The organism is Lutibacter oricola (assembly GCF_900106565.1).
Classification (GTDB): Bacteria; Bacteroidota; Bacteroidia; order Flavobacteriales; family Flavobacteriaceae; genus Lutibacter; species Lutibacter oricola.
Map to the genome: position 1 here is coordinate 247,900 of NZ_FNNJ01000001.1, position 24,397 is coordinate 272,296.

A 24,397-nucleotide genomic window follows, 5' to 3' on the forward strand; every position below is an offset into this window, starting at 1 on the left:
CGTAGTGAAGTGAAAAATCTATAGATTCTTCATTTCATTCAGAATGACATCTATTTTTTAGTAACTCATTTCCACAATTTTCTCCACCATTTCAGGAGTTACTTTTCCTTTTTCACCAATTCCTTTCCAGCCTCTTTCTGTAAAACGTTTTGCTATTTCTTTAGCCGTTCCTTCAAAGTTTTCAGTATAATCCGATAATTTAGTGTCTATTCCTAAAGATTGATAAAACGCAGTAGTTTTTTCAATTCCTGCCTTTGCTTTTTCGTCTAAAGTTCCTTCACTAACATTCCAAACACGTTCAGCATATTGCGCTAGTTTTTCTTTTTTATCATCAAAGTTTACCGTGTAATGACTTTCAGTAATAATTGCCAATGTTCTCGCGTGGTCAATTCCGTATAAAGCGGTTAATTCGTGGCCAATCATATGAATTGCCCAATCACTTGGAACTCCTTTTTGAATCAATCCATTTAATGCCATTGTACAACTCCACATAAAGTTTGCAGAAGCCTTGTAATCAAATTCATCTTTTAGCATTGTTGGTGCAATTTCAACCAATGTTTGAATAATTCCTTCAGCAAATCTATCTTGTAATTTTGCATCAACAGAGTAGGTCATATACTGTTCTAAAACGTGTGTAAATGCATCGGCTAAACCATTTGCAATTTGACGTTTTGGAATAGATTTTACAACTTGTGGATCTAAAATTGAAAACTTTGGAAACAATCCTGGTCCGCCTAATACTCGTTTTTCTTTTGTTTCTGCTCTAGAAACTACAGCGCCAGAATTCATTTCAGAACCTGTTGCTGGTAAAGTTAAAACAGTACCAAAAGGCATTCCTTTTCCTTCTTCAGTTCTAATATTATTTGCTAAAATATCCCAAGGGTTATCACCTTTATAATTTGCTGCTGCAGCTAAAAATTTAGTTCCATCAATTACCGATCCACCACCAACTGCTAATAAAAAAGTAATATTTTCAGCTTTAATAATATCTAAAGCTTCTAATAGGACTTCGTATTCTGGATTTGCAGGAATTCCACCAAATTCAATCACTTCAAAATTTGAAAGTGCATTAGAAACTTGCTCGTAAACTCCGTTCTTTTTTATACTTCCACCACCAAAAAGTACGAGTACTTTTGCTCCTTCAGGAATTTCATTTGAAATTTTTGCAATTTCATCTTTTCCAAAGATAATTTTTGTCGGATTTTGAAAATCAAAATTATTCATAATTTTTTTATTTGTTGTTTCGACTCAACTATTAGTTGATAACTAAGCAGAATCGAAGTGTTATTACAAGATATATTTAGAACTAGATAAGATTCTTCACTGTCGTTCAGAATGACATAATCTAGCTGTTGAGTTATTCAATAACTGTTACTAAATCTTTAGTAGATTTTCTAACTTTTTTCAAGTTAACCAACCAATCATTTTCTGTGTCTCTGTAGCCAACAGGTAACATAACGCAACTACGTAATCCTTTTTCGCGTAAGCCTAAAATTTTGTCTACTGCTTCAGGTTCAAAACCTTCAATTGGTGTTGTGTCTACACCTTCATAAGCAGCAGCAATAATTGATGCGCTAAAAGCAATGTAAGCTTGTTTAGCAGCGTGATTAAAGTTTATTTCTGCATCTTGTTTTGGGTAAAAACTTAATAATTTCTGACGGTAAGCTTCCCAACCTTCATTTTCAAATCCACGTACTTCATTTACCAAATCAAATGCTGTGTTAATTCGGTCTTCAGTATAAGTGTCCCAAGCAGCAAAAACCAATAAGTGAGAACAATCTGTAATCATAGATTGGTTCCAAGAAACAGGTCTAATTTGCTCTTTAATTTCTTGATTTGTTACTACTAATATTTCAAAAGGTTGTAAACCGCTTGACGTTGGAGCCAAACGAGCAGCTTCAATAATATTGTCAATTTTTTCTTGAGATACTTTTTCTCCATTCATTGCCTTTGCAGCGTATCTCCAATTTAATTTATCTAATAATTCCATTTTTTTAGTTTTTATTTATTGCTATTTGTTTTATTTTTTCTGAAGTAATAATTTGTGTTTTAGAAGTTGAATTTGCCAAGTTTATCATAGCTTGTGCAATATGTTCAGCTTCGGTAATGCTATATTTTTTTAATTTTCCGAAGAATAAAGGTTGAAGTATTATTAAAATTACCAAACCTATTTTCTCTCCTAAACGTTGTTCTTTTCTTTTTCCTTCAATTATTGAAGGTTGTAAAATGTAGGTGTTTTCAATTTTTTCTGAAAGCACATCACGTTCCATTTCGCCTTTAATTTTGTTATAAAAAATGCTGCTGTTTGCATTTGCTCCAATGGCAGAAACTACACAGTAAGTTTCAATATTGTTTTCTTTTGAAAGTTTTGCAGCAGCAACAGGAATTCCATAATCAATGGCTTTATAAACAGTTTTATCTGGAGTTTTTTTTGCAGTTGTTCCTATACAACAATATACTTCATCAGCAGTAAAATCTGGTTTGAAGCTTTTTAATTCCAATAAATTTCCAGTAAACTGAATTACTTTTGAAGGTAAGTTTTCTATGGTACTTCTTGAAAATAATTTTATAGTTTCATAACGTTCATCATTCAATAATTTTTCTAAAACTATTGAGCCAGTTAATCCAGATGCACCAAGTATAATTGCTGTTTTTTTCATTATTAAAGTTTAATACTGTCCCAAGCGGCTTTATACGCCCTGTCCATTTTTTCTGAATTGAGTTCGCATTGTTTTTTTTGATGACATTGTAATAAAAAAGCCAATGGGTAAATGGTAAAGGCATACATTGTAAAAGGAGAAAGGTTTTTTAAAATATTATCTTTTATGCCTTTTTCCCAAAGAAGTTTTAACGGATTTAATAATTCTACACCTAACTTTCTAATTTCATCATTTATAATTGGCGTATTATCACAGGCAGATAAAAAATTAGCCTCTTCAACTTGTTCTAATTTAAATTGAGCAATGTTGTGCCAAATTAATTTAAAACCATCTTCAATACCTAAATCCTCATTATAGTTTTTAAAAGCATACTCGCTAAAATGTTTTTTAACCTCTAAATACAGTTGGTCTACAAGATCTTGTTTGTTTTTAAAGTAAATGTAAATAGTTGCAGGAGAAACATTTGCTGTTTTGGCAATTTTACTCATAGGCGCATCATGAAATCCATTATTATTCACTAAATTTAATGTAGCGTTTAATAAAGATTTTCTTTTCTCCGGACATTTTTGTCGTATTGCCATTTTCTATTTTTAATAAATTTCTGATGCAAATGTATAAAAAATAATTTACAAAATGAACGTTCATTCTTTTTGTAAGTGTAAAGTAATGTTAAAATTTAATTGTAGTACTTTTGCAAACAGATATAAAACAATGGGAACCAAAAAGAAAAGTGAAAGTAAGCTTCATAAAAACAACCTACATAAAAATGGTTATAATTTAGAAGAATTGTGTGAAGTGAATACAGCATTAAAAGAATTTGTGTTTACAAATAAATATGGAACAGAAACTATAGATTTTTCAAATTCTAAAGCTGTAAAATGTTTAAATACTGCTTTGTTGCAAAAACATTACAGAATTAAAGAATGGGATTTTCCTGATGAAAATTTATGTCCGCCAATTCCTGGTAGAGTAGATTATATTCATCATTTAGCCGATTTGTTAAAAGATTCTGATATTTCAGAAGATATAAATGTAATTGATGTTGGAACTGGAGCAACTTGCGTGTATCCATTGTTAGGAAATTCAGTTTACAATTGGAAGTTTTTAGGAACTGATATAGACAACGAATCTATATTTATTGCCAAAAATATAATAGATAGAAATGGTTTAAATGATGCTATTCAGTTTAAACTTCAACCAGACGAAACCAATATTTTTAAAGGAATTTTTAATGAAAATTCCAAGTTTTCTGCTGCAATGTGTAATCCGCCATTTTACAAATCAAAAGATGAAGCAATGGGAGCAAACGCACGTAAATTAAAAGGCTTAAAACAACCATCTTCTGAAGGAAGAAACTTTAGTGGAAACGCCAACGAACTTTGGTATAAAGGTGGTGAAAAAGCATTTGTACATACGTTTTTGTATGAAAGTTCTTTATTTAAACAACAATGTTTTTGGTACACAACCTTGGTTTCAAACAAAGATAACTTACAAAGTATCTACGCATCTTTGAAAAAGTTAGGAGCAACAGAAGTAAAAACCATTCCAATGAATCAAGGAAATAAAGTTACGCGTGTTGTTGCTTGGACTTTTTTAACTTCAACAGAAAAAGGGAAGTGGTAGCTAAATTCTAGTATGTTTATTCCTTAAAAAATAATATCTTTAGCATTGGTTTTTCAAAAAAAGCAAATTTAAAGATATGAGAAAATTAAAAATGGGAATGATTGGCGGTGGAAGAGATTCATTTATTGGTGATGTTCACCGCAAAGCAGCTTCCATTGATGGAATGATAGAATTAGTTTGTGGGGCTTTTAGTAGTTCTTCAGAAAAGTCTGTAAAATCTGGTATGGATTTGTATTTACAAGAGGATCGTTGTTACGGAACTTTTGAAGAAATGATTCTGAAAGAAGCAGAGCTTCCAGAAAATGAACGAATGGATTTTGTGGCTATTGTTACTCCAAATCATATGCATTTTGAGCCAGCTAAAATGGCTTTGGAAAATGGTTTTCATGTTATTTGCGATAAACCTATGACTTTAACGCTTAAAGAAGCTGAAGAATTACAATCGATTGTAGAAAAATCAGGATTACTTTTTGCTTTAACTCATAATTATACAGGCCATCCAATGGTAAAACAAGCTAAAGAGCTTGTTTCAAATGGTGATCTTGGTAGAATTAGAAAAGTTCAAGTGCAATATTTACAAGGTTGGTTAGCAACTTCAGTAGAAAAAACTGGACAAAAACAAGCTTCTTGGAGAACCGATCCAAAACGTTCTGGAATTGGTGGTGCTTTGGGAGATATAGGAACTCACGCTGAAAATTTAGTAGAATATATTACTGGATTAAAAATTGAAGAATTGGCTGCAGATTTAGGTGTGTTTGGTGATGGAAGAACTTTAGATGATGATGGAAATATTTTACTTCGTTTAGATAATGGAGCAAAAGGAACAATGTCTATTTCTCAAATTGCAGTTGGTGAAGAAAATAACTTAGCAATTAAAGTATATGGTCAAAAAGGAAGTATAGAATGGCATCAAGAAGAACCTAATAAGTTAATTACACATTGGTTAGATGAACCTGTTAAAATTTATACTCCAAACGGAAATAGTTTATATCCAATGGCATTAGAAACTTCTCGAATTCCGGCAGGGCACCCTGAAGGATATTTAGAAGCCTTCGCAACTATTTATAAAGGTTTTGCAAAAGATATTTTAGCTTTAATAAATGGAGAAAAAGATTTAGAAGGACAGTATCCAACGGTTTATGATGGGTTGCGAGGAATGAAATTTATTTACGGAGCAGTAGAAAGCAATAAGAACAACTCAGCTTGGGTTAAATTATAAAAAATTAAATTAGATGAAACAAGCATGCTAATAATTTTATCACTCAAGGGAATGATTAATTGCGAACTGCATGTGACCATTGAACAACAATAAATATAAACACATGAAAACAATAAAAGGACCAGCAGTATTTTTAGCTCAATTTGTAGGCGGTGAAGCACCATATAATTCTTTAGATGGTATGTGTAAATGGGCAGCAGATTTAGGCTATAAAGGAGTTCAATTACCAACGTGGGAATCTTTTTTAATTGATGTAGATAAAGCGGCAGAAAGCCAACAATATTGCGATGATTTAAAAGGTAAAATAAATTCATACGGACTAGAAATCACAGAGCTTTCTACACATTTACAAGGGCAGTTAGTTGCTGTAAATCCAGCTTACGACACAATGTTTGATGGTTTTGCTCCGCCTGAATTAAGAAATAATCCAAAAGCGAGGACAGAATGGGCTATTAAAACAGTAAAAAATGCTGGTACAGCAAGTAGAAGGTTAGGTTTGAAAGCTCACGCTACTTTTTCTGGAGCATTTTTATGGCATACTGTTTATCCTTGGCCTCAACGTCCTGCAGGTTTGGTTGAAATGGGTTTTGAAGAATTGGCAAAAAGATGGACTCCAATTTTAAATCATTTTGATGAAAATGGAGTGGATGTTTGTTATGAAATTCATCCTGGAGAAGATTTACATGATGGTATTTCGTTTGAACGTTTTTTAGAGGCTACTGGAAATCATAAACGTGTAAATATGTTGTATGATCCTAGTCATTATGTATTACAGCAAATGGATTATTTAGCGCATATAGATGATTATCATCAGTTTATTAAAGCGTTTCACGTAAAAGATGCAGAATTTAATCCTACAGGTAAAAAAGGTGTTTATGGTGGTTATGCAGATTGGATTGATAGAGCTGGACGTTTTCGTTCTTTAGGTGATGGTCAAGTAGATTTTGCTAGTATTTTTTCTAAGTTAACACAATATGGCTGCGATGTTTGGGCTGTTATGGAATGGGAATGTTGTATAAAAAGTTCTGAACAAGGTGCAAAAGAAGGTGCTCCATTTATTCAAAAACATATTATTGAAGCAACGGAAACAGCTTTTGATGATTTTGCTGGTGGAGATGTTGATAAAGAAATGTTGAAAAAAATATTAGGCTTGTAATTAATACCAACGTTTTTTATTCTTTTTTGAATTTGCAGATTTTCTGTTTTTTTTGTTTTTATTGTCTTTTCTAAAAAACATATTTGGACTGTCTTTTTCAATTGGGTAAGGATGTTCTTTTTCAACAGGAATATCCTTTTTAATTAACTTTTGAATTCCAGTAATGTATACTTTTTCATCTCTAGAACAGAAAGAGAAAGCATTTCCAGTATTCCCAGCTCTACCAGTACGTCCAATTCGGTGTATATAAGTTTCGGCAATGTTTGGAATGTCAAAATTAATAACAGCATCCAAATTTTGTATATCAATTCCACGAGATGCAACATCGGTTGCAATTAATATATTTACCTCTTTACTTTTAAATTTATTTAAAGCATCTTCTCTTGCAGCTTGAGTTTTATCTCCGTGAATACTGTCTACTTTATATCCGTTTTTTTGCAGCGATTTTTCTAATTTTTCCACTCCAAATTTTGTGCGTCTAAAAATTAAAATGTCACCTTTTATTGTGTTTCTTAACAAGTGTAAACAAAGTTCAATTTTTTTAGGTTTGTGTACATAATATAATTTTTGATTAACACCAGAAGCAGTGGAAGAACCTTTTGTAATTTTAACAATAGCAGGATCTTTTAAAACATCTAGAGCCAGTTCATCAATTTTAGCTGGCATTGTTGCAGAGAACAATAAAACTTGCTTCGTTTTTGGGCATAAACGATTGATTTTTTTAACATCATCAATAAAGCCCATATCAAGCATTAAATCAGCTTCATCTAAAACTAAGGTTTCAACCTGGTTAAGTCTAACACATTCTTGTTTATGTAAATCTAGTAGCCTACCTGGAGTAGCAATTAAAACATCAACACCTTTAGATAAAGTTTCTATTTGAGGCTCAATAGACGTACCTCCATAAACAACACTACTTTTTAAATTTGTGTATTTACCGTAAGTATTAAAATTTTCTTGAATTTGAAGTGCTAATTCTCTAGTTGGACTTACAATTAAAGCTCTAATTTTTTTTCCTTTTTTACCAGAATCTTGTTTGTCAAATAACAATTGCAGAATAGGTAATGCAAAAGCCGCAGTTTTACCTGTTCCGGTTTGCGCAGAAGCAATAACATCTTTTTTTTCTAAAATTAATGGTATCGCTTTTTTCTGAATAGCTGTAGGCTCAGTATAGTTTTTTTCTGAAACAGCTTTTAGAATAGGTTTGTTTAGCTTTAAGTCTGTAAATTGCATAGATATTGTTTAAACAAGTTTTTGCAAAGATACAGTATTAGTTGATTTATCCTTTTTTTAATTCGTTATCAATAATTTCAACCATTTTATTAAACTCTTCAACATTGTATAAACGAGTTAAAAATATAATTTCACCTTTTTTATTAAGTACAATATTTCTAGTTACACCTGCATTTTTAACTGTAAAACTATCAAATAAAGAACCATCTTTATCAATAGCAACAGGATAGGTTATGTTGGTTTTTTTAATAAATTTTTCTACTTTTTCAGGAGTTTCTTTTAAGTCTACTCCAATTAAAATAAAGTCTTCATTTTTAAAACGTTGCCAAACTTGTTTTTCTAAATGGGGCATTTCTTTAATACAAACGCTGCACCAAGATGCTGTAAATTGTAATACAGTTACTTTACCTTTTAAAGATTGATTTGTTATTGGTGTATCATCTAATAGGTTAAGTGAAATTTCTGGAGACATATCTCCAACTTTAACTTTATAACCTCTATTGTCTGTATTTTGAGCAAATGAAAGGTTTATAAATAGAATGGTTATAATAGTAAATAGCCGTTTCATTTATTCGTTTTTTATAGTTTGTAAGTATAGTTTTTCAACCTTTTCTCTAGCCCACTCAGTTTTTCTTAAAAATTTAAGACTCGATTTTATAGTTGGGTTATTATTAAAACTATTAATTTTAACAATAGCTCCAAGTTCTTTCCAACCATAGGTTGAAACTAAATATTGAACTATTTCAGCTAGTTTAACTCCGTGTAGTGGATTATTTGGCTGTTGTTCTGCTGGTTTTTTGTTTTTTATCATTTTTACGAATATAAACTAATCTTTAATTATGGCTTCAAACCTAGCCTTATATTTTTTTGGTGTTTCATTTAAAATAGCTTTAAAATCTTTATTAAAATGACTTTGATCGTAGTAACCGCAAGCATACGCTATTGAAAGTAAGTCCTTATTTGAGTTCCTAAGCATTTTACAAGCCAAATGTAAGCGAACTTTTTTTAAATAGGCCATTGGAGATATTTGAAAATCGTCTTTAAAATGACGCAAAAGAGAAGTTTTAGACATTAAAGCAATATCACAAAGTTGATCTAAAGATATTTTTTTATCAATATTTGCTTCCATATATTTTAAAACCTTAATTAGGTTTTTATTTTTGAAAGTGTAGGTACCCGATTCATTTAATTTTGAAGTAATACCAATTAAACCAACAACGTTATTTTTATTGTCAAAAATTGGGTGCTTTGATGTTTTTAACCAATAAGTTTTAAAATCTATAAAAGGAACCATTTCAATTTTATCAATTATTGCTTTTCCTTTTTCTAGAACATAAAAATCATCTTTGGTAATAGACTTTGCAAAATGATCAGGTAAAAAATCAAAATCTGTTTTTCCTAAAACAATCGATTTTTTATCAACGCCATATATAGATAACATAAAAGAATTTAAGCTTATAATTTTACCATTAATGTCTTTAGCAAAAAAGCCAACGTTGGTTTGTTCAAACAAATTTTGAGTAAAATTAATGGAGTTTAACTTCTGAGATAATAAGTGTTCTGTATACATTTATGGGTATTTTATTCTTTTTACTTTTCTCTAAAGTGCTAATTTATAACGAAAGTATATTTTAAATTGGTTATATTTTACAAAAAAAAGATAATTTATTCATATAAAGAATGTGTTTATTAAAATAACTTTGAGCAATTGTAATTAAGTTATCATTTATTAAGGTGAAATCTGGCGCTAAATTGTATAAAAAAGTATTGTTGGTTATTGCTGTTTTTTCAGTGTTAAGTAGCTATGCAAAAAAGTTTTCTTACAATGAAAATAAGCTAGGCGGAAATTTTAAGCTTGTTTTTTATACTTCAGAAAAGAGCAAAGCAGATTTAATTGCTAAACAATCCTATTTATTAGTAGATTCTTTAAATGAAATTTTAAGCAGCTATATAAAGTCTAGTAAAATTAATAGACTAAATAAAAAAGGTAAGCTTAAAAATACTTCCGTTGAATTACTTCAAGTAATAGAAGCTTCTCAAATTGCCTTCAAAAAAACAAATGGTTATTTCGATATTTCAGTAAAACCTTTAATGGATTTTTGGAATAAAGCAGAAAAGCGAAAAAGACTTCCTTCAAATAAATGTTTACAAAAAAAGGCAAAAACTATTGGGTTAAATTCTGTATTAAATATTAATAACAAGGAAATTTTTTTAAAACGAAAGAGTAAACTAGATATAAACGGAATTGCAAAAGGCTATATAATTGATGAGGTTTTTAACTTTTTAAAAAGTAAAAATATTTCTAATTTTTTGGTTGAAGCTGCTGGTGATATTCGAGTTTCTGGCAAGCCAGAAGGTAGTGATTTATGGGTTGTTGGGGTTTCAGCAAGTAATAGTAAAAACTATGTTGTTAGCTTAAAATCTGGCCAAGCAATTGCTACATCTGGTAATACATATAGGTATAGGGTTATTGAAGGGAAAAAATATTCTCATATAATAAACCCAAAAACAGCAACGCCAATAACGCACAATGTAACATCTTCTGTAATTGCTAAAAATGCGACTACGGCAGATTATTTAGCATCAACGTTTAATGTTGTAATAGCTAAAAATGAAATTGAAAAAATATTGAATAATTATAAAGATGTAGAAATCTTACTATTTAATAACAACGGAACAATTTTTGAGACAAATAATTTCTTAAACAATAAATTATAATAGAATGAAATTAAAAATATTCACACTATTTGTAACCTTACTATTGGTAAGTAATACAATAAATTCACAAGCAAAATATACACTTACAAAAGAATCTACAATGAAAGTTGATGGTTCTTCAACTGTTAGTGAATGGTCTGCAGAAGTTAAAGAAGCAACGGGTAGTTTTACTTCGGTTAATGAGTTTAAAATGGAAGTTGGAGCTATGCTTTACTCTAATTTAGAATTTAGTTTTCCGGTAGATAAAATGGAAAGTGGAAGAGGCCCAATAATGAATTCTAAAATTAAGAAAGCATTATTAAGTACTGCTAATCCATTGGTAATTTTTAAGTCATCTAAAAATAAAATTACTTCGGTAAAAGAAAATAAATTTGTGCTAGAGTGTGAAGGAACAATTGCTGCTGCTGGCGTAGAAAAACCTTTTACGGTTTTATTAAATGGTTCTTTAAGTGCTGATATGAAAACAATTTCTTTTGAAGGAAATAAAGATGTAACAATGTCTATGTTTAACATTGTAAAGCCAACGGCATTTTTTGGTAAATTAAAAACAAAAGACGAGTTAAACGTAAAGTTTAATGTTAGTTTTATAAAACAATAATACCCTAATTATATTTATATGAAATTTTTTAAATTATTAGTTGTGGCACTTGCTTTTTCAACAACAAATAGCTTTGCTCAAGACAATTTTAAACCATATACCCAAAAAATTGAAGGTACAGATGTTTCTTTTAAAATGGTGCCAATTAAAGGAGGTACTTTTATGTTAGGAGCTTCAAAAAAAGACAAGAAAAAAGAAGCTGATGAGTTACCTCAAAAAAAAGTAGAAATTAGTTCTTTTTGGATGGGAGCATATGAAGTAACACACAAAGAATTTTTATTATTTACCGATGCTACTAGAGATAGATTAGCAAATGGAAAATTGAATCCTGAAGTAATTTCTAGACCATCTAGCCCTTATGAAGATCCTTCAAAAGGATTAGAAGATGAAGATATGAAACCGACCGTTGGTTTAACACAATACGGAGCTTTATCATACTGTCGTTGGTTGTATAAAAGAACAGGTGTTTTTTATAGAATTCCTACCGAAGCAGAATGGGAATTAGCCGCAAAAGCAGGTAGTGAAACTCCTTACTTTTTTGGGAAAAAGAAAAAAGAATTAAAAGAATATGCTTGGTATGCAGAGAATGCAGAAGGTCAACTTCATGAAGTTGGTATGAAAAAGCCAAATCCTAACGGATTGTATGATATTTATGGAAACGTTTCAGAATGGTGTTTAGATCAATATTACGAAGATTTTTATACGCAAATAAAAGATGGAGAAAAAGATCCTCGAGGAATGCCAGATGCTTTATATCCAAGATCAGTTCGTGGAGGTTCGTTTATAGATGATGAAACAGGATGTAGAAGTACAAATAGAATTACTTCAACAGACGATTGGAAAGCAAGAGATCCTCAATTACCAAAAAGTTTTTGGTGGAATACAGATTCGGAGTTTGTAGGTTTTAGATTGGTAAGACCGTTAGAACAACCAAGTAAAGAAGATGCAGAAATGTTTTTTTCTTCAATGTTAGAATAACCTAAAATTTAATAAAATATATATAATGGAAAGAAGAGATTTTATACGAAATTCAGCTTTGGCTGGAGCAGGAATCATTACTTCATCTGGAGTTTTAGCTAATGGATTAGGCTTTCACAATAATTCAGTAGGCGCTTTAAAAATAGCATACATTGGTTGTGGAGGTAGAGGTGCAAGAGCTGTAAAAGCAGCGTTAGATTTAGATATACCAACAGAGCTTGTAGCTATGGCCGATTTGTTTAAAGATAAAATGGATGGCAAAGAAAAAGTTTTATTAAATAACGTAAAAGATAAAAGTAGAATTAAGGTTACTGAAGAAACCAAATTTACAGGTTTTCAAGGTTATAAAGATGCTATTGCATTGGCAGATGTTGTGTTTATTACAACTCCAGCTGCCTTTAAGCCTACTATTTTTGCAGAAGCAATTAAGCAAGGAAAACACGTATTTATTGAAAAACCTGTTTGTGTAGATTCTGTTGGATTTAAGCAAATTATTGCGGCAGCTTCTTTGGCTAAGCAAAATAATTTATATGTGGCTGGTGGTTTACAGAGAAGATATTCTACGGGTTACCAAGCTGTAGTTAATGAAATTCATAACGGGGCTATTGGAGATATTTTATCTGCAGAGTGTTATTGGATGGGTGGACCAATTGGTGATTTATCTAGACCTAGAAAAGAGCATTGGACAGAAATGGAGTTTCAAAATAGACATTGGAGATCATTTGCTTGGGTTAGTGGTGGAAATGTTGAAGAATACCACGTACATAATATTGATATTGTAAATTGGGTATTGCAAGAATCTCATCCACAATCTGTTTTAGCAATGGGAGGTAAATCTCCAGATAAAAACTTTTCAGGTTCTTTAGGTGGTTTTGATAGTTTAATATCTAATTTTAAATACAAAAATGATGTTTCTGTACATAGTTACAGTAGAAATATACCTAATTGTAAAAATAAAAATGGAGAGTATTTTTATGGAACAAAAGGAAAATGTGTAATTGCAGGCGGAGCAAAAATTTACAACCATAAAGGAAAAGAAATTTTTTCTGCTAGTAGTAAAGAGCACGGTAGATTTCACGGAGCACACGATACTGTTCAAAAAGTATTAATGGAAAGTATTTATCACAATAAAAAATATTTTAACGATGCATTTTATGCTGCAGAATCTTCTATGACAGGTGCTTTTGGTAGAATGTCTGGTTGGTCTGGTAAAGAAATGAAATGGGATAAAGCAATAGAATCTAAAGTTACATTATTTGATTATACAGATGGAACAAGTATGAATTCTACGCCACCAGTATTACCAGATACTTTAGGTAATTATCCTGTGCCAACACCAGGAAAAACAATTGTTATTTAGTAGTTGAATTTATAAAAGTTAATATACTTAGACTCTCAATTTAGTTCATTGCGGAAATAAATTGAGAGTTTTTTTGTCTATTTTCTTCTACCAGAATAATACCTTCTTTTTTTAGGTTTGTTAGCGCTTGCAGCTCCACTTTCTTTTGGTTTTTGATTCGAGTTTTTTCGTCGAGCAGATTTTTTACGCTGGTTTTTAGTTTGTTTTGGAGCAACAACAACTTCTTCATTTTCATCTAAAGGAAAAGGATGCTCTTCAATAACAGGTATTTGTTGGTTTATTAATTTCTGAATATCTTTTAAATATTCCTTTTCTTCAGTATTACAAAACGAAAGTGCAATTCCGCTAGCTTCTGCACGTCCAGTTCTACCAATTCGGTGTACGTAAGTTTCAGGTATATTTGGTAAATCGTAGTTTATTACTAACGATAAATCACTAACATCAATACCACGTGCAGCAATATCTGTTGCAATAAGTACATTTAATTCTCCTTTTTTGAAGCTTTTTAAAGCACGTTGTCTAGCGTTTTGAGATTTGTTTCCGTGTATAGCCGCAGATTTAATTCCAGCTTTACCTAATTGACGAACAATTTTATCTGAGCCGTGTTTGGTTCTAGAAAACACTAATACAGAAGAATTCTCATTAGCTTCTAATATATGCGTTAACAGTTTTAACTTATTTGGTTTACTAACAAAATAAATAGCTTGATCAACTTTTTCTGCAGTCGCTTGTTTCGGTTTTATAGTAACCTTTTTGTAGTTGCCTAAAATAGAACTAGACAGTTTAACTATTGAAACTGGCATAGTTGCTGAAAAAAACAACGATTGTCTTTTAAATGGTAGTTTGGCAATCACTTTTTTAATATCGTGAATAAAGCCCATGTCTAGCATTTGATCGGCTTCATCTAAAACAAAGTATTTAATATCTTTTAGGGTAATAAAACCTTGCGAAATTAAATCTAGTAAACGTCCAGGAGTGGCAACTAAAATATCAGTTCCTCTTTTTAATTCGTTTGTTTGACTACCTTGTTTAACACCTCCAAAAATTACAGTATTTCTTAAGCCTGTAAATCTTCCGTAGGCAGTAATATTGTCGTTAATTTGAATAGCTAACTCTCTAGTAGGTGTAATTATTAATGCTTTAATTTTTCGTCTACCTTTTTGGTCTTGTTTGCTATTGTATAAATGTTGAATAATTGGAATAGTAAAAGCAGCCGTTTTTCCGGTACCAGTTTGCGCACAACCTAATAAATCTTCTCTGTTTAAAAGTATTGGTATAGCTTGTTCTTGAATTGGTGTTGGGTTTGTATATCCTGCGTCATTAAGAGCTTTTAAAATAGGCTCTATAATCCCTAAATCTTTAAATGTCATGTATCTTTTATAAGTGGACAAAGGTAGTTGAATTGTTTTGATATACTAATTTAATTAATTGGAGTGCTTTTTTTATCTTTGCCATTCGCTAAAAACACGCAAAATGAGTTATAAAATAGTTTGTACAGATATTGATGGAACCCTGTTGAATAAAGATCGAGAATTATCGGAAATGACAATAAAAGAAGTACAACGAATAGCTCCTATTCCTTTTGTATTAATTTCATCTAGAATGCCTGCGGCAATGCGTCATTTGCAGCAAGAGTTTAAAAATACTTCAACACCATTAATTGCTTATAATGGTGGTTTAGTGTTAGATAATGATAAAGTATTACATTCTACAGTAATATGTAATTCTGTTTTAGAAAATACAATTGAAAAATGTGAAGGAACTTCAATTCATTTAAGTTTATATCATAATGATGAATGGTATGTGCCTTCTATGGATTATTGGGCTAAAAGAGAACAAAACAATACTAAAGTAACTCCAGAAGTTCTTTCAAACAAAGAAGTTTTAACTAAATGGAAGAATGAAGAAAAAGGCGCTCATAAAATTATGTGTATGGGTGAAGAAGAAGAGATTGAAGTGTTGTATAATTCATTAGAAAAAGAGTTTTCAGATGAAATTATGCTGTACAGGTCTAAGCCTACTTATATTGAAATTTCTCATAGTGCTATTTCAAAAAAGACAGCCATTGAAATGTTACTTGAACAAAATTACCCACACCTAGAAATGGAAAATGTAATGGCTTTTGGAGATAATTATAACGATATTGAAATGCTTAAAGCTGTTGGTTTAGGTGTAGCAGTATCTAACGCTAATAATGAAGTTTTAGCTGTAGCAAACAAAGTAACTGATACTAATAAAAATGATGGAGTTGCTAAAGTTATTAAAGAGTTATTTTAATAGTCTTTTATAAATAGTTTGCCTTTTATTTGGGGTAACCTCTACACCATTAATGTATAAATTAATTAGTTTAAAAGGCTTGTTTTTTAAGGCTTGTTCAGCAATTTTGTCTGCAGAAAGTGTATATCTTCCAAAATTTTTAGTTGTATTAAATTTCACTTCATCAAATATCATATAGTGCAATTCGGTGCAAACAATTTTTTTACTTGATTCAATATCAAATCTAAAGTCATATTTTTTTCCAATTTGTGCAAAAGCTCTAATAAGCATTTCTCTTTTTTTTGCTAAAGGAATTTTATTCTTTAATCTAAGATGAGCAAAATCATCAATATTGGTGAATTTTTTAAATTCATGAAGCGCAACATCGCTTCTTAAAGCTTCTATTATACAAGCACCATTTTTAATAGTTTGATGATACTTTTTTACTAGTGGGTTTTCCCATACACCTAATTCTTTTAGTTGGTTTTCATTGCCTATATAAATGGCTGCATGCCCCCAATAACCAGGTATAAATTTATCGGTTAATCTAAAAGGAGTTTTTTCTAAAAACACATCCAAGGGTTTAGATTTTGTTTTTATAGCGTTACTAAATTGTTTTTTATTTAGTAGCTTTCCTTTTCTTGTAGCAATTATACCTGCTGTATTTCCAATTATTTTAGAACACCCAAAAACTAATGAATTTATAAAATTAGTAAAACCTCTTTTTGTATTAAAAGCCCTTTTTTGTTTAATTAAATAGGTATAACGTTTTTTTGAAATTTTAATATGTTCTGATGTTTTTAAATATTCTTGGAAATATTTAGTTGATGTTATTTTTTTGAATAAGTAATTATTTATTTTATTGTTTAAAATTATGCTGTCATACGAGCTAACAAATAACCAATTTTTAATAATAGACTTTCTGTATTTATTTGAAATTATTATTTTAGATATGTTTTTGAATGAGTTTTTTTTTCTATTGTAAATCCTGTTTTCTTCATTTAATAGGTTGGCAATTTTTATGTTTTTTTTAAACATTTTTTGCTGAAGCGTATAAGTTTCAAATGCTTTAATTCTTAAATGAATAAATATTAAGTCAAGCATTATCTTTTCATTTAAACTTAATTTATTTGGACCATTTTTTTTTTGTGAAGAGTTTTTTTTGTTATTAAAAGTAATTGATTGCTGAAGTAGGTTTATTATTTTAGAAAACTTAGAGTTTATTTGTTTTAAATCTAAACCTTTTAAAACATAATTTTTGTGTTCAATTTTATTAAAATAATCAATTTCGTTTATCAATTCTACTTGATAATTGTAATGGTTCTCTATTAAGTTCGAATAATTTTTATAGGTAATACTTATTTCATCGAGCATTTTTTCATTTGGCTGACCAAACGTACTATTTACTAATAGTATAAATAATAAGACCATTAATACTCGACTCATTTAAAAAGTATATTTATTATTGTTAATTGTATTTTACCTATATAAATATACTTTTTTGCAGCGAATTAATACTTACTATTTGTTACATATATATTACTGCGTAGATATAATATTATATCCCTAAATTAAAGTATTATTCTAATTGAACTTTAGTTAATTTCTAATTAAGCTAAAATGCCCGCTTCGTTCTCTAACATTTCCTTCTTTATCGGTTAATTGAACTTTAAACCAATAATCGCTAGAGGTAAGTAGACTTCCGTTGTATACACCGTTCCATCCAGAATTATTTAAGGTGTTGAATTGTGCTATAAGTTTTCCAAATCTATCAAAAATGTAAATTAATGAAGAAGCATAAAACTGGTCGGTTGCACCTAAAATTTTCCAAGAATCATTATATCCATCATTATTTGGAGTAAAGAATTTTGGAAACCCTAAAACTGCTACTTCAAAAGGAGTTATTCCGCAAGCGTTTTTGTCTCTTGCATAAATAGTGTGAATTCCAGCTTCAACATAATCAAAAAACGGATCATCTTGATAACCAAAATCAGGGTCGTTTAACGAAAATTCATAATCTCCAATACCTAAATTTGTTGGATCAATTGTAATTGTATTGTTCTCGGAATCATCAACAATTGTAATATCATTTTTGGTAATACTTGCAATATTAGAATCGTTTACTTGAATTTCTAAATCTCTAGTACAATTTGTAATTGTATTGGTTGCTGTTACTGTGTATAAACCACTAGTAAATACATCTACATAAGCCGAGTTTGTTGCTATTGTATTCCCGTTTTCATCTTGCCAATTATATGAATAAGCTTCTAACTCAGAATCTATAGATAACGTAGTTACAGGATTGTTTAAACAAATTATTTGAGGAGAAGTTACTTCAAAATCTGGTAAAGGATTTACAATAAAATCTATGGTTGTTGTTGCTATACAAGTTGTATTTGTTGGGTTTTCTATTTGAACTGTTATTGTTTGTGTACTAGTATTAAACGGATTTGGTAATGGACTAGGTAGTGCAGCTCCACTTTCGTCGGTATAAGTAACTGTCATACCAGTTTGTGTGCCTAGTAATGTTGATTCAATGTTTGATGTATCAAATTCGTGTAATCCATCAACATCGCTAATACCATCATCACAGGCAGGTGCAATTATAACAGGGTTAGCTACAGGAGTAATATCTACTATAAATTCAATAGTTGTTTCTTCGTAACATGCATTTCCACTAGCAACATTGGTTGTGTTGTTTGTAACACGTGCTGTTATTATTTGTGATAATGTTCTAAATGCAGCAGGAAAAGGACTTGTAATTGCGTTTCCATTAATATCTGTTAGAGGAGAGCCGTCAGCAGCAAAATAGGTAACATTTGCATTTGTTTGACCAAGTAAAACATCAGCTTCTAAATTACTAGTGTCAAATTCAGAAGATAGTTCGGTGTCTGTAGGAACATCATCACACTGTCTTGCAAAAGTTACAGGGTTCGCAACTGGAATTTCTTCAACAGTTAAAGTTATATAATGTCCAAAACCTTCACAAGAGTTTACTACTTCACTGTCTACCCTAACATAAATATTTTGAGTGTTTGGATATCCTTCATTTCTATGGTTACTAATATCTGGAATTGCATTTAATTCTGCTAAAGCATCAGCTTCATTATTGTAGAAGGTAACTTTAACATTTTGCGAAGGAAATAAGTTTTCAATAGTTTGTTCAGCATCGCTAAAATCAAAACTTGCTATTCCGTTTCTTTTGTCTCCATCAACTAACTCATCATCACATACAGCATATTCTAAATTATTAAATGTTGAAGGTATTTGCGATACTCCTACAATTAAGTTTATTCTAGCAGTTCTAAAACAACCATTTACATTTTCAATACGAGCATAAACAAAACTGTTTATTGGTGTTGGGTTTTGGTAGTTTGTAAAGTTTGTAATTTGGTCTGCAACTAGTCCGGTTATTGCTTCTGCTTCAGTTAAATAATAAGTGAATGTTTCTCCTGTACCTGAAGAAATTAAAATATTAGCTTCTGTTAAGTTAAATAAAGAAAAGCTATCGGTATCATTATCACATTGTGTTAAATCCACAATTGGATTAACTGTTGGATATGAAAAAACTGTAAAAATAAACGAAGTATCTTTGTAGCATAAACTGTTAATTTTGTTTGAAACACGTACATAAATAGTTTGTCCGCCAGCAATTGTATTTGTAAATGCTGTTGGTGTTGTAACTAAACTTGCTATGTTATATGAAGCATCGGTATAATAGTCTACGTTAAAATTAGCAGCAGATTGACCATTTAAAATTTCTGTGTCTTTTGTAGTTAAATCTTCAGTAATAAATCCGTCAATATCAGTTCCAAAAGAGGTGTTGTCGCACATTTCAATAGGTAAAATACTAGCTGCATCTAATGGAGAAGGTTCGTCTATAACTTCAATAGTAAAAGAAGTTGTTGCATAACAGTTGGTACTTGCATTGTTTTCTACACGAGCATAAATAGTTGCGTTTCCAGATTCGTAGGGGCTTGTTAAAGCTCCAGTTCTAGCATCGGCATTAGCTTGAGATGTATAGTAGGTTGTATTAACATCTGTTTGACCATTTTCTATTTCTGTATCTTTTGTAGTAAAATCGAAATACATTAAACCGTCACCATTATCATCACATTGTATAATATTTGTTGGTGTGGTTGCTGTAGGTTGTGATGTAAACTCTACATCAATTTCATCATCTGCCACACAGCCAACAGCTAGAGTTGCCTCAACTTTATATAAACCATCTCCTAAATTGGCATTATACGTTTGACTTGTTTCGCCAGGAATTAGAACACCATCTTTAAACCATTTGTATGAAGTGGCAACTATAGATGCATCTAATAAAATTGAACCGCCACAAGCGGCATTGTTTGTTGAAGTTAATTTTGGAGCACCTAGGTCTGCATCTAATAGAAAACTACCAGCTTCTAAAAAAACTGCAGTATCTAATGATGAGTCTCCTTGATCTGCAATAACAAGTTTAATTTCATATTTTTGATTAGGAACAACAGTAGCGCTCGCTATGAAAACCTTTGTTCTTCCACCGTAATTTGTATCTCCCAAATTATAGCCTTCAAAATAAGCTTCATTTATGGCTGGGCAAACACCAGCAACATCTGGGTGAATGGTTGTAGTACTTACTGGTGTTGTTGTTGATGGTACTACAGCAAGGTTGGTATAGGTTGTTGTACCTACAGGTCTTAATAAAAAGGCAAAAGCATCTGCATAAGTACATTCAAAATTACCATTATATTCTTCAGAAGCCATTAAATATCTAAAACTAATGGTTGATGAAGTTGGTGTAAAATCGAATTTAATATAAGTAGCATCATTTGTATTGGTTTGGCCAAGTGCAGTTTCTAAATCTGCATCTCCTGCGGTTCCGTTTGCAAAGTCAACAGTTGTTGTGCTTGTCGCATTTCCGGCAGGAAAAGCTCTTCCACATGTTAAAATAATTCCTTCTTCAAAAGGAAAAGAACTACCTGCTGGTTTTTTAAAGTAACCATAACTTTTAGTGTTTGTGTCTGTAGGCGCTCCACTTACAACAGAGGTAAAATTATCTACTTGAGCACAAGCTCCAGAAATTAAAATATCTTCTACTAATTGTTGTGGTGTATAAGAAGATTCTGCGCTCGCAGAATTATTAATTTCTAAAATTTGAGAACTAATAGTATTACTTAGAAGTAAAACACCAAGTAGTAATATAAATTTTTTCATAGTTGTAATTTATGATCGCTAGGTAAAAGTTGTAAAAGCGTAAAAGTAATAAAATTTAAATAGTTTTATAAAAGCGCGGTGTTATCTTTTTAAAAGGCTAAAATGCCCTATTTTTTCTATAATAGCACCTTCGTGATTTATAAGTGTTGCTTTAAACCAATAATCGCTAGAAGGAAGGTTTTGTTTGATATAAGTACCGTCCCAACCAGATTCGTTTAAAGTATTAAACTGAGTTATTAGTTTTCCAAATCTATCAAATATTTGTACAGTTGAAGACCTATAGAATTCGCTAGTAGCTCCAATAATTTTCCAAGTATCGTTATAACCATCGTTATTTGGAGTGAAAAATTTAGGGTACCCAATTATAGAAACATCAATCGCTTCAATTCCGCAGTTATTTTGGTCTTTTATAAAAATAGTTCTAATACCAGGAGCAACATTGTTAAATATTGGTTCGCTTTGATATGGCCCGTTTATATTGTCTAAAGAAAATTCGTAATTTCCAATACCTAAATTTTCAGTAGCAATAGAAATACTGTTGGTAGTGTCTTCTATAGTTAAAATATCATCTAATGTTATGCTAGCAATATTAGATTCTGTAACTTCAATAGTTTTTTCAAAAGAAATGCATCCAGCCGAAGATGTTGCAGTAACAGTGTATTCACCACCTTCATAAATTTCTTGAAACTTACCGGTTCCAATTTGAACACCATTAGTAAACCATTGGTAATGATAATTACCATCTGCATTAAAAGTTGTTAATGTTTTTGGTAGTAAATTTTTGCAAAGTATTTGCGCTGGTTCTACTTCAAAATTTGGGCGAGATTGTACATTTAAAGTTAAATATTCGCCTATTCCAAAACACTCTTCATTAAGTTCGCTTTCTACTCTTACAAAAAGAGATTGCGAATTTGGTGTTTCGTTTCTATAGTCGTTTTGTGGTAGTATTTCGTTTTGTTCTAATTCAGCATCAGTTAAATTTCTATAGTAATGTACTGAGAGTGTTTGTCCTGTTGAAGGAAATAAATTGATAAAATCGTTAGATACTTGTGTTAAATCAAAAGAGGCAATTCCATCATTTATGTCATCATTATCGCAAGCTTCTAATGGAGCGTGAGAATAGCCTGCAGGAAACGAAGTTGTTGAAACTTGTAATGTTATAGTTGCAGTTCTAAAACAACCAAAACTATTTTCAATGCGAGCATAAACAGTATTTGGTGTTATAGTTGCTGAATTATTGAATGGTACCGGGTTTATTGCATTGTTGTTTTGTTGTGCATCTAAAACTGTTAAATAGTAACTAACAGAAAGGTTTGTATCCCCGTTTGTAATAAGTGGTGTTGCTTCATTTAAATTATAGTTGGTAAATCCGTCAGGTATACCATCTTCATCGCAATTTTTTAATGCTGCTGCATTAATAATTGAAGGTAGCGGTGTTACTTCAATAGTAAAAGAAGTATCTGAGTAACAGGTTGTATCTAATTTGTTTTCAATTCGAACAAATATGGTTTGTGAGTTTGCAACAGTATTTGTAAAAGTTGTAATATTTGTTATTTCTGAAGTGGGGCTATAACTGGCGTCAGAATAATAATGAATTTCAAACTCTGAAATTGATTCGCCATTAAGTAAAGTGTTTTCATTTAAAGTTAAATCAAATTCGCTATATCCATTAGTATCATCTCCATCTGTATTGTTATCGCAAGTTTGTAAAATAGGTATTTGAGAGTTAGCAAGAGTGTTAACTGTATTAAAAATGGTAACATTTACAGCTAATCTATTTGTGCTTTCGCAAGTGTTTACAGTTTGTGTAGCATAATAAGTGGTACCATTAACTAAAACATCAGTACTATTTAAGGGTGTATTGCTAGTTTGACTTGAGTACCATAAAATAGCTGTTCCAGTTGTTGTAAGGTTTGCAATTGTTGCATTTTCAATATCACAAAAAGATTGTGAAGCATTTCCTGTTGGCGCAGTTGTATTTTGAACTGTTGCTGTTACTTGAGTTCGCGAAGTTGTTGTGCAGCCATTTTCAGTAGCTTCGACAAAATAATTAGTTGTAGTTGTTAGGTTTGGGGTGTTAAAAGTATTTCCATTACCTACTAAATTTCCTCCAATATTAGCATCGTACCAATTAATTGTACCAGAAGAGGAAACAGCATTTAAAACGCCAGTTCCAGATTCGCAAATTATTGTGTCTGTAGTTGAGGTTATTGTTGGTGTAGAATATACTGTTGCCGTAATTGCTGTTCTGGTTCCGTTTAAACAACCATTTATAGAGGCAACTACATAATAAGTTGTTGTTGCTGTTAAATTGGGTGTGTTAAAATTTGTTCCTGTATAAATTGGAATAGGGTTTGTAAGTGAATCGAACCAAGCAATATCTCCATATTTAGCAGTTGCAGAAAGACTTATAATCCCAGAATCGCAAGTGTTGTTTTCTGAAGTGCTTAAAACGTCGTTCATTAAAAGAGTTGTACTTGCAGAAATATTTAATACAGGATCTCCTGTGGTTCCACCGTATTCTACAATGTAACCTTTGGGTTGGTAATCTCCAGAGGTTTGACCAGTGTTGCTTAAATCGTTCCAAGATCCATTTATACCAATTCCTGGAGCTGTAACGTGTGTGTAATCTTCATTTCCTTGCTGGTTAGGTTCATCAGTGTTCCAAAAAGCAAAATTTGGTGTGCTACCGCCAACTCCTCCATTCCAAAAAACAGTTCCAGTTTCTGGTCCGGTAGCCCATTTCCAAACGCCTTCAGTTTCTTCGTCGGTACCTCCAATCCAACCTGCACCTGCAGCTTGCTCTCCAGATAGTTGAGCTTCTTCCGCAGAAGTAATAGTAGCTAAATAACCTTTAAGTCCAAAATATGTTCTTGTTTCAGCTTCAGCTTTTGCATTGGTCCAAGTTATACCTAAAGAAGGAACATACTCGTAATAATGATCTGTTGAAGGAAGGTAGTTTGCATCTCCAATTGTAATTGAAAAAGATTTATCTGCACTAGGGTTTGGTGAGCTACTTTCAAAAACTACATTTTTAACTGCGTTAATTAAATCGGTGTATAAAACATCTCCTGTAGTTGAACTTTTTAAAGTTAATTTTCCTTCAAGAGCATTCCAAGCTGTTGAAATGTTTGGATGTGTGCCTTGTAAAGTTAAAGTGTCTTCACCATTAATATAGCCTGTAGAAATTTGAATAAAAATTGCTTCTGTTTCATTATCATCTGGGTCAGTAATATTAAAATCGGTTACAATGTTCATTTGCGTTTGTGGGCAATATACTTGATTTCCACTAGCAGTTAATACTGGTGGTTGGTTGGAGTATATGAAAGTGTAAAAAAACAAATGAATTGCTACTAAAAATTGAAGCTTAAATTTAAAAGACATGAGCCAAATT

20 protein-coding genes are annotated in these 24,397 nt (G+C 31.1%); 8 read left to right on the forward strand and 12 right to left on the reverse strand.

Features of this window, described 5'->3' with window-relative positions; genetic code table 11:
* Window positions 1-57: 57 nt before the first annotated feature.
* The 4 genes from BLU40_RS01085 to BLU40_RS01100 all read right to left on the reverse strand — a co-directional run bounded on the left by BLU40_RS01085 (window position 58) and on the right by BLU40_RS01100 (window position 3,241).
* Window positions 58-1,224 (reverse strand): iron-containing alcohol dehydrogenase, encoded by a 1,167-nt coding sequence (locus tag BLU40_RS01085; protein WP_090118845.1) that lies wholly within the window; start codon window positions 1,222-1,224, stop codon window positions 58-60.
* A gap of 133 nt (window positions 1,225-1,357) precedes the next feature.
* A complete protein-coding gene (locus tag BLU40_RS01090; RefSeq protein WP_090118847.1) occupies window positions 1,358-1,990 on the reverse strand; it encodes a nitroreductase family protein in 633 nt (210 codons plus the stop codon).
* Between the two features lie 4 nt (window positions 1,991-1,994).
* Window positions 1,995-2,660, reverse strand: coding sequence for a Rossmann-fold NAD(P)-binding domain-containing protein (locus BLU40_RS01095; RefSeq protein ID WP_090118849.1), 666 nt, complete (start codon window positions 2,658-2,660; stop codon window positions 1,995-1,997).
* Between the two features lie 2 nt (window positions 2,661-2,662).
* Window positions 2,663-3,241, reverse strand: coding sequence for a TetR/AcrR family transcriptional regulator (locus BLU40_RS01100; protein ID WP_090118851.1), 579 nt, complete (start codon window positions 3,239-3,241; stop codon window positions 2,663-2,665).
* An 85-nt stretch (window positions 3,242-3,326) separates the two neighbouring features.
* Between BLU40_RS01100 and rlmF the strand changes: the two genes are divergently transcribed.
* From rlmF to BLU40_RS01115, 3 genes are all read left to right on the forward strand, one after another.
* The gene (rlmF, locus tag BLU40_RS01105; protein ID WP_245729871.1) at window positions 3,327-4,283 is read left to right on the forward strand and encodes a 23S rRNA (adenine(1618)-N(6))-methyltransferase RlmF; all 957 of its coding nucleotides are present in this window, start codon (window positions 3,327-3,329) and stop codon (window positions 4,281-4,283) included.
* Window positions 4,284-4,359: 76 nt separating this feature from the next.
* The gene (locus BLU40_RS01110) at window positions 4,360-5,502 is read left to right on the forward strand and encodes a Gfo/Idh/MocA family protein (protein WP_090118855.1); all 1,143 of its coding nucleotides are present in this window, start codon (window positions 4,360-4,362) and stop codon (window positions 5,500-5,502) included.
* Between the two features lie 103 nt (window positions 5,503-5,605).
* Window positions 5,606-6,658, forward strand: coding sequence for a sugar phosphate isomerase/epimerase family protein (locus BLU40_RS01115; protein ID WP_090118857.1), 1,053 nt, complete (start codon window positions 5,606-5,608; stop codon window positions 6,656-6,658).
* Here the strand turns inward: BLU40_RS01115 and BLU40_RS01120 are convergent, their stop codons facing one another.
* The 4 genes from BLU40_RS01120 to BLU40_RS01135 are packed head-to-tail and all read right to left on the reverse strand — an operon-like array spanning window position 6,659 to window position 9,461.
* Window positions 6,659-7,891, reverse strand: coding sequence for a DEAD/DEAH box helicase (locus BLU40_RS01120; protein WP_090118859.1), 1,233 nt, complete (start codon window positions 7,889-7,891; stop codon window positions 6,659-6,661). It lies immediately after the preceding gene.
* Between the two features lie 46 nt (window positions 7,892-7,937).
* On the reverse strand, window positions 7,938-8,459 hold the full coding sequence (locus tag BLU40_RS01125) for a TlpA family protein disulfide reductase (protein ID WP_090118861.1): 522 nt from the start codon (window positions 8,457-8,459) through the stop codon (window positions 7,938-7,940).
* The gene (locus BLU40_RS01130) at window positions 8,460-8,702 is read right to left on the reverse strand and encodes a VF530 family protein (protein ID WP_090118863.1); all 243 of its coding nucleotides are present in this window, start codon (window positions 8,700-8,702) and stop codon (window positions 8,460-8,462) included.
* Between the two features lie 15 nt (window positions 8,703-8,717).
* The gene (locus BLU40_RS01135; protein WP_090118865.1) at window positions 8,718-9,461 is read right to left on the reverse strand and encodes a helix-turn-helix domain-containing protein; all 744 of its coding nucleotides are present in this window, start codon (window positions 9,459-9,461) and stop codon (window positions 8,718-8,720) included.
* Window positions 9,462-9,643: 182 nt separating this feature from the next.
* Between BLU40_RS01135 and BLU40_RS01140 the strand changes: the two genes are divergently transcribed.
* Genes BLU40_RS01140 through BLU40_RS01155 form a run of 4 tightly spaced genes read left to right on the forward strand, consistent with a single transcriptional unit; the run spans window position 9,644 to window position 13,545 of the window.
* Window positions 9,644-10,609 carry an FAD:protein FMN transferase gene (locus BLU40_RS01140; RefSeq protein WP_175454722.1) on the forward strand — a complete coding sequence of 322 codons (966 nt, stop codon included), beginning with the start codon at window positions 9,644-9,646 and terminating at the stop codon, window positions 10,607-10,609.
* 4 nt (window positions 10,610-10,613) lie between these two features.
* Complete coding sequence (locus BLU40_RS01145) at window positions 10,614-11,207, forward strand: YceI family protein (RefSeq protein WP_090118869.1); 594 nt, start codon at window positions 10,614-10,616, stop codon at window positions 11,205-11,207.
* Window positions 11,208-11,225: 18 nt separating this feature from the next.
* Window positions 11,226-12,185 carry a formylglycine-generating enzyme family protein gene (locus BLU40_RS01150; RefSeq protein WP_090118871.1) on the forward strand — a complete coding sequence of 320 codons (960 nt, stop codon included), beginning with the start codon at window positions 11,226-11,228 and terminating at the stop codon, window positions 12,183-12,185.
* 25 nt (window positions 12,186-12,210) lie between these two features.
* Complete coding sequence (locus tag BLU40_RS01155; protein WP_090118873.1) at window positions 12,211-13,545, forward strand: Gfo/Idh/MocA family protein; 1,335 nt, start codon at window positions 12,211-12,213, stop codon at window positions 13,543-13,545.
* A gap of 77 nt (window positions 13,546-13,622) precedes the next feature.
* Here the strand turns inward: BLU40_RS01155 and BLU40_RS01160 are convergent, their stop codons facing one another.
* Window positions 13,623-14,915 (reverse strand): DEAD/DEAH box helicase, encoded by a 1,293-nt coding sequence (locus BLU40_RS01160; protein ID WP_090118875.1) that lies wholly within the window; start codon window positions 14,913-14,915, stop codon window positions 13,623-13,625.
* A 103-nt stretch (window positions 14,916-15,018) separates the two neighbouring features.
* Between BLU40_RS01160 and BLU40_RS01165 the strand changes: the two genes are divergently transcribed.
* Window positions 15,019-15,822: a Cof-type HAD-IIB family hydrolase gene (locus BLU40_RS01165; protein ID WP_090118877.1), complete on the forward strand. Its 804-nt coding sequence runs from the start codon at window positions 15,019-15,021 to the stop codon at window positions 15,820-15,822.
* Here the strand turns inward: BLU40_RS01165 and BLU40_RS01170 are convergent.
* The 3 genes from BLU40_RS01170 to BLU40_RS01180 all read right to left on the reverse strand — a co-directional run bounded on the left by BLU40_RS01170 (window position 15,814) and on the right by BLU40_RS01180 (window position 24,387).
* Window positions 15,814-17,247, reverse strand: coding sequence for a YiiX/YebB-like N1pC/P60 family cysteine hydrolase (locus BLU40_RS01170; RefSeq protein WP_090118880.1), 1,434 nt, complete (start codon window positions 17,245-17,247; stop codon window positions 15,814-15,816). The two genes, BLU40_RS01165 and BLU40_RS01170, sit on opposite strands and share 9 nt — an antisense overlap.
* A 153-nt stretch (window positions 17,248-17,400) precedes the next feature.
* The gene (locus tag BLU40_RS01175; RefSeq protein WP_090118882.1) at window positions 17,401-21,003 is read right to left on the reverse strand and encodes a T9SS type B sorting domain-containing protein; all 3,603 of its coding nucleotides are present in this window, start codon (window positions 21,001-21,003) and stop codon (window positions 17,401-17,403) included.
* A gap of 81 nt (window positions 21,004-21,084) precedes the next feature.
* Complete coding sequence (locus BLU40_RS01180) at window positions 21,085-24,387, reverse strand: Ig-like domain-containing protein (protein ID WP_090118884.1); 3,303 nt, start codon at window positions 24,385-24,387, stop codon at window positions 21,085-21,087.
* Window positions 24,388-24,397 lie beyond the last annotated feature (10 nt).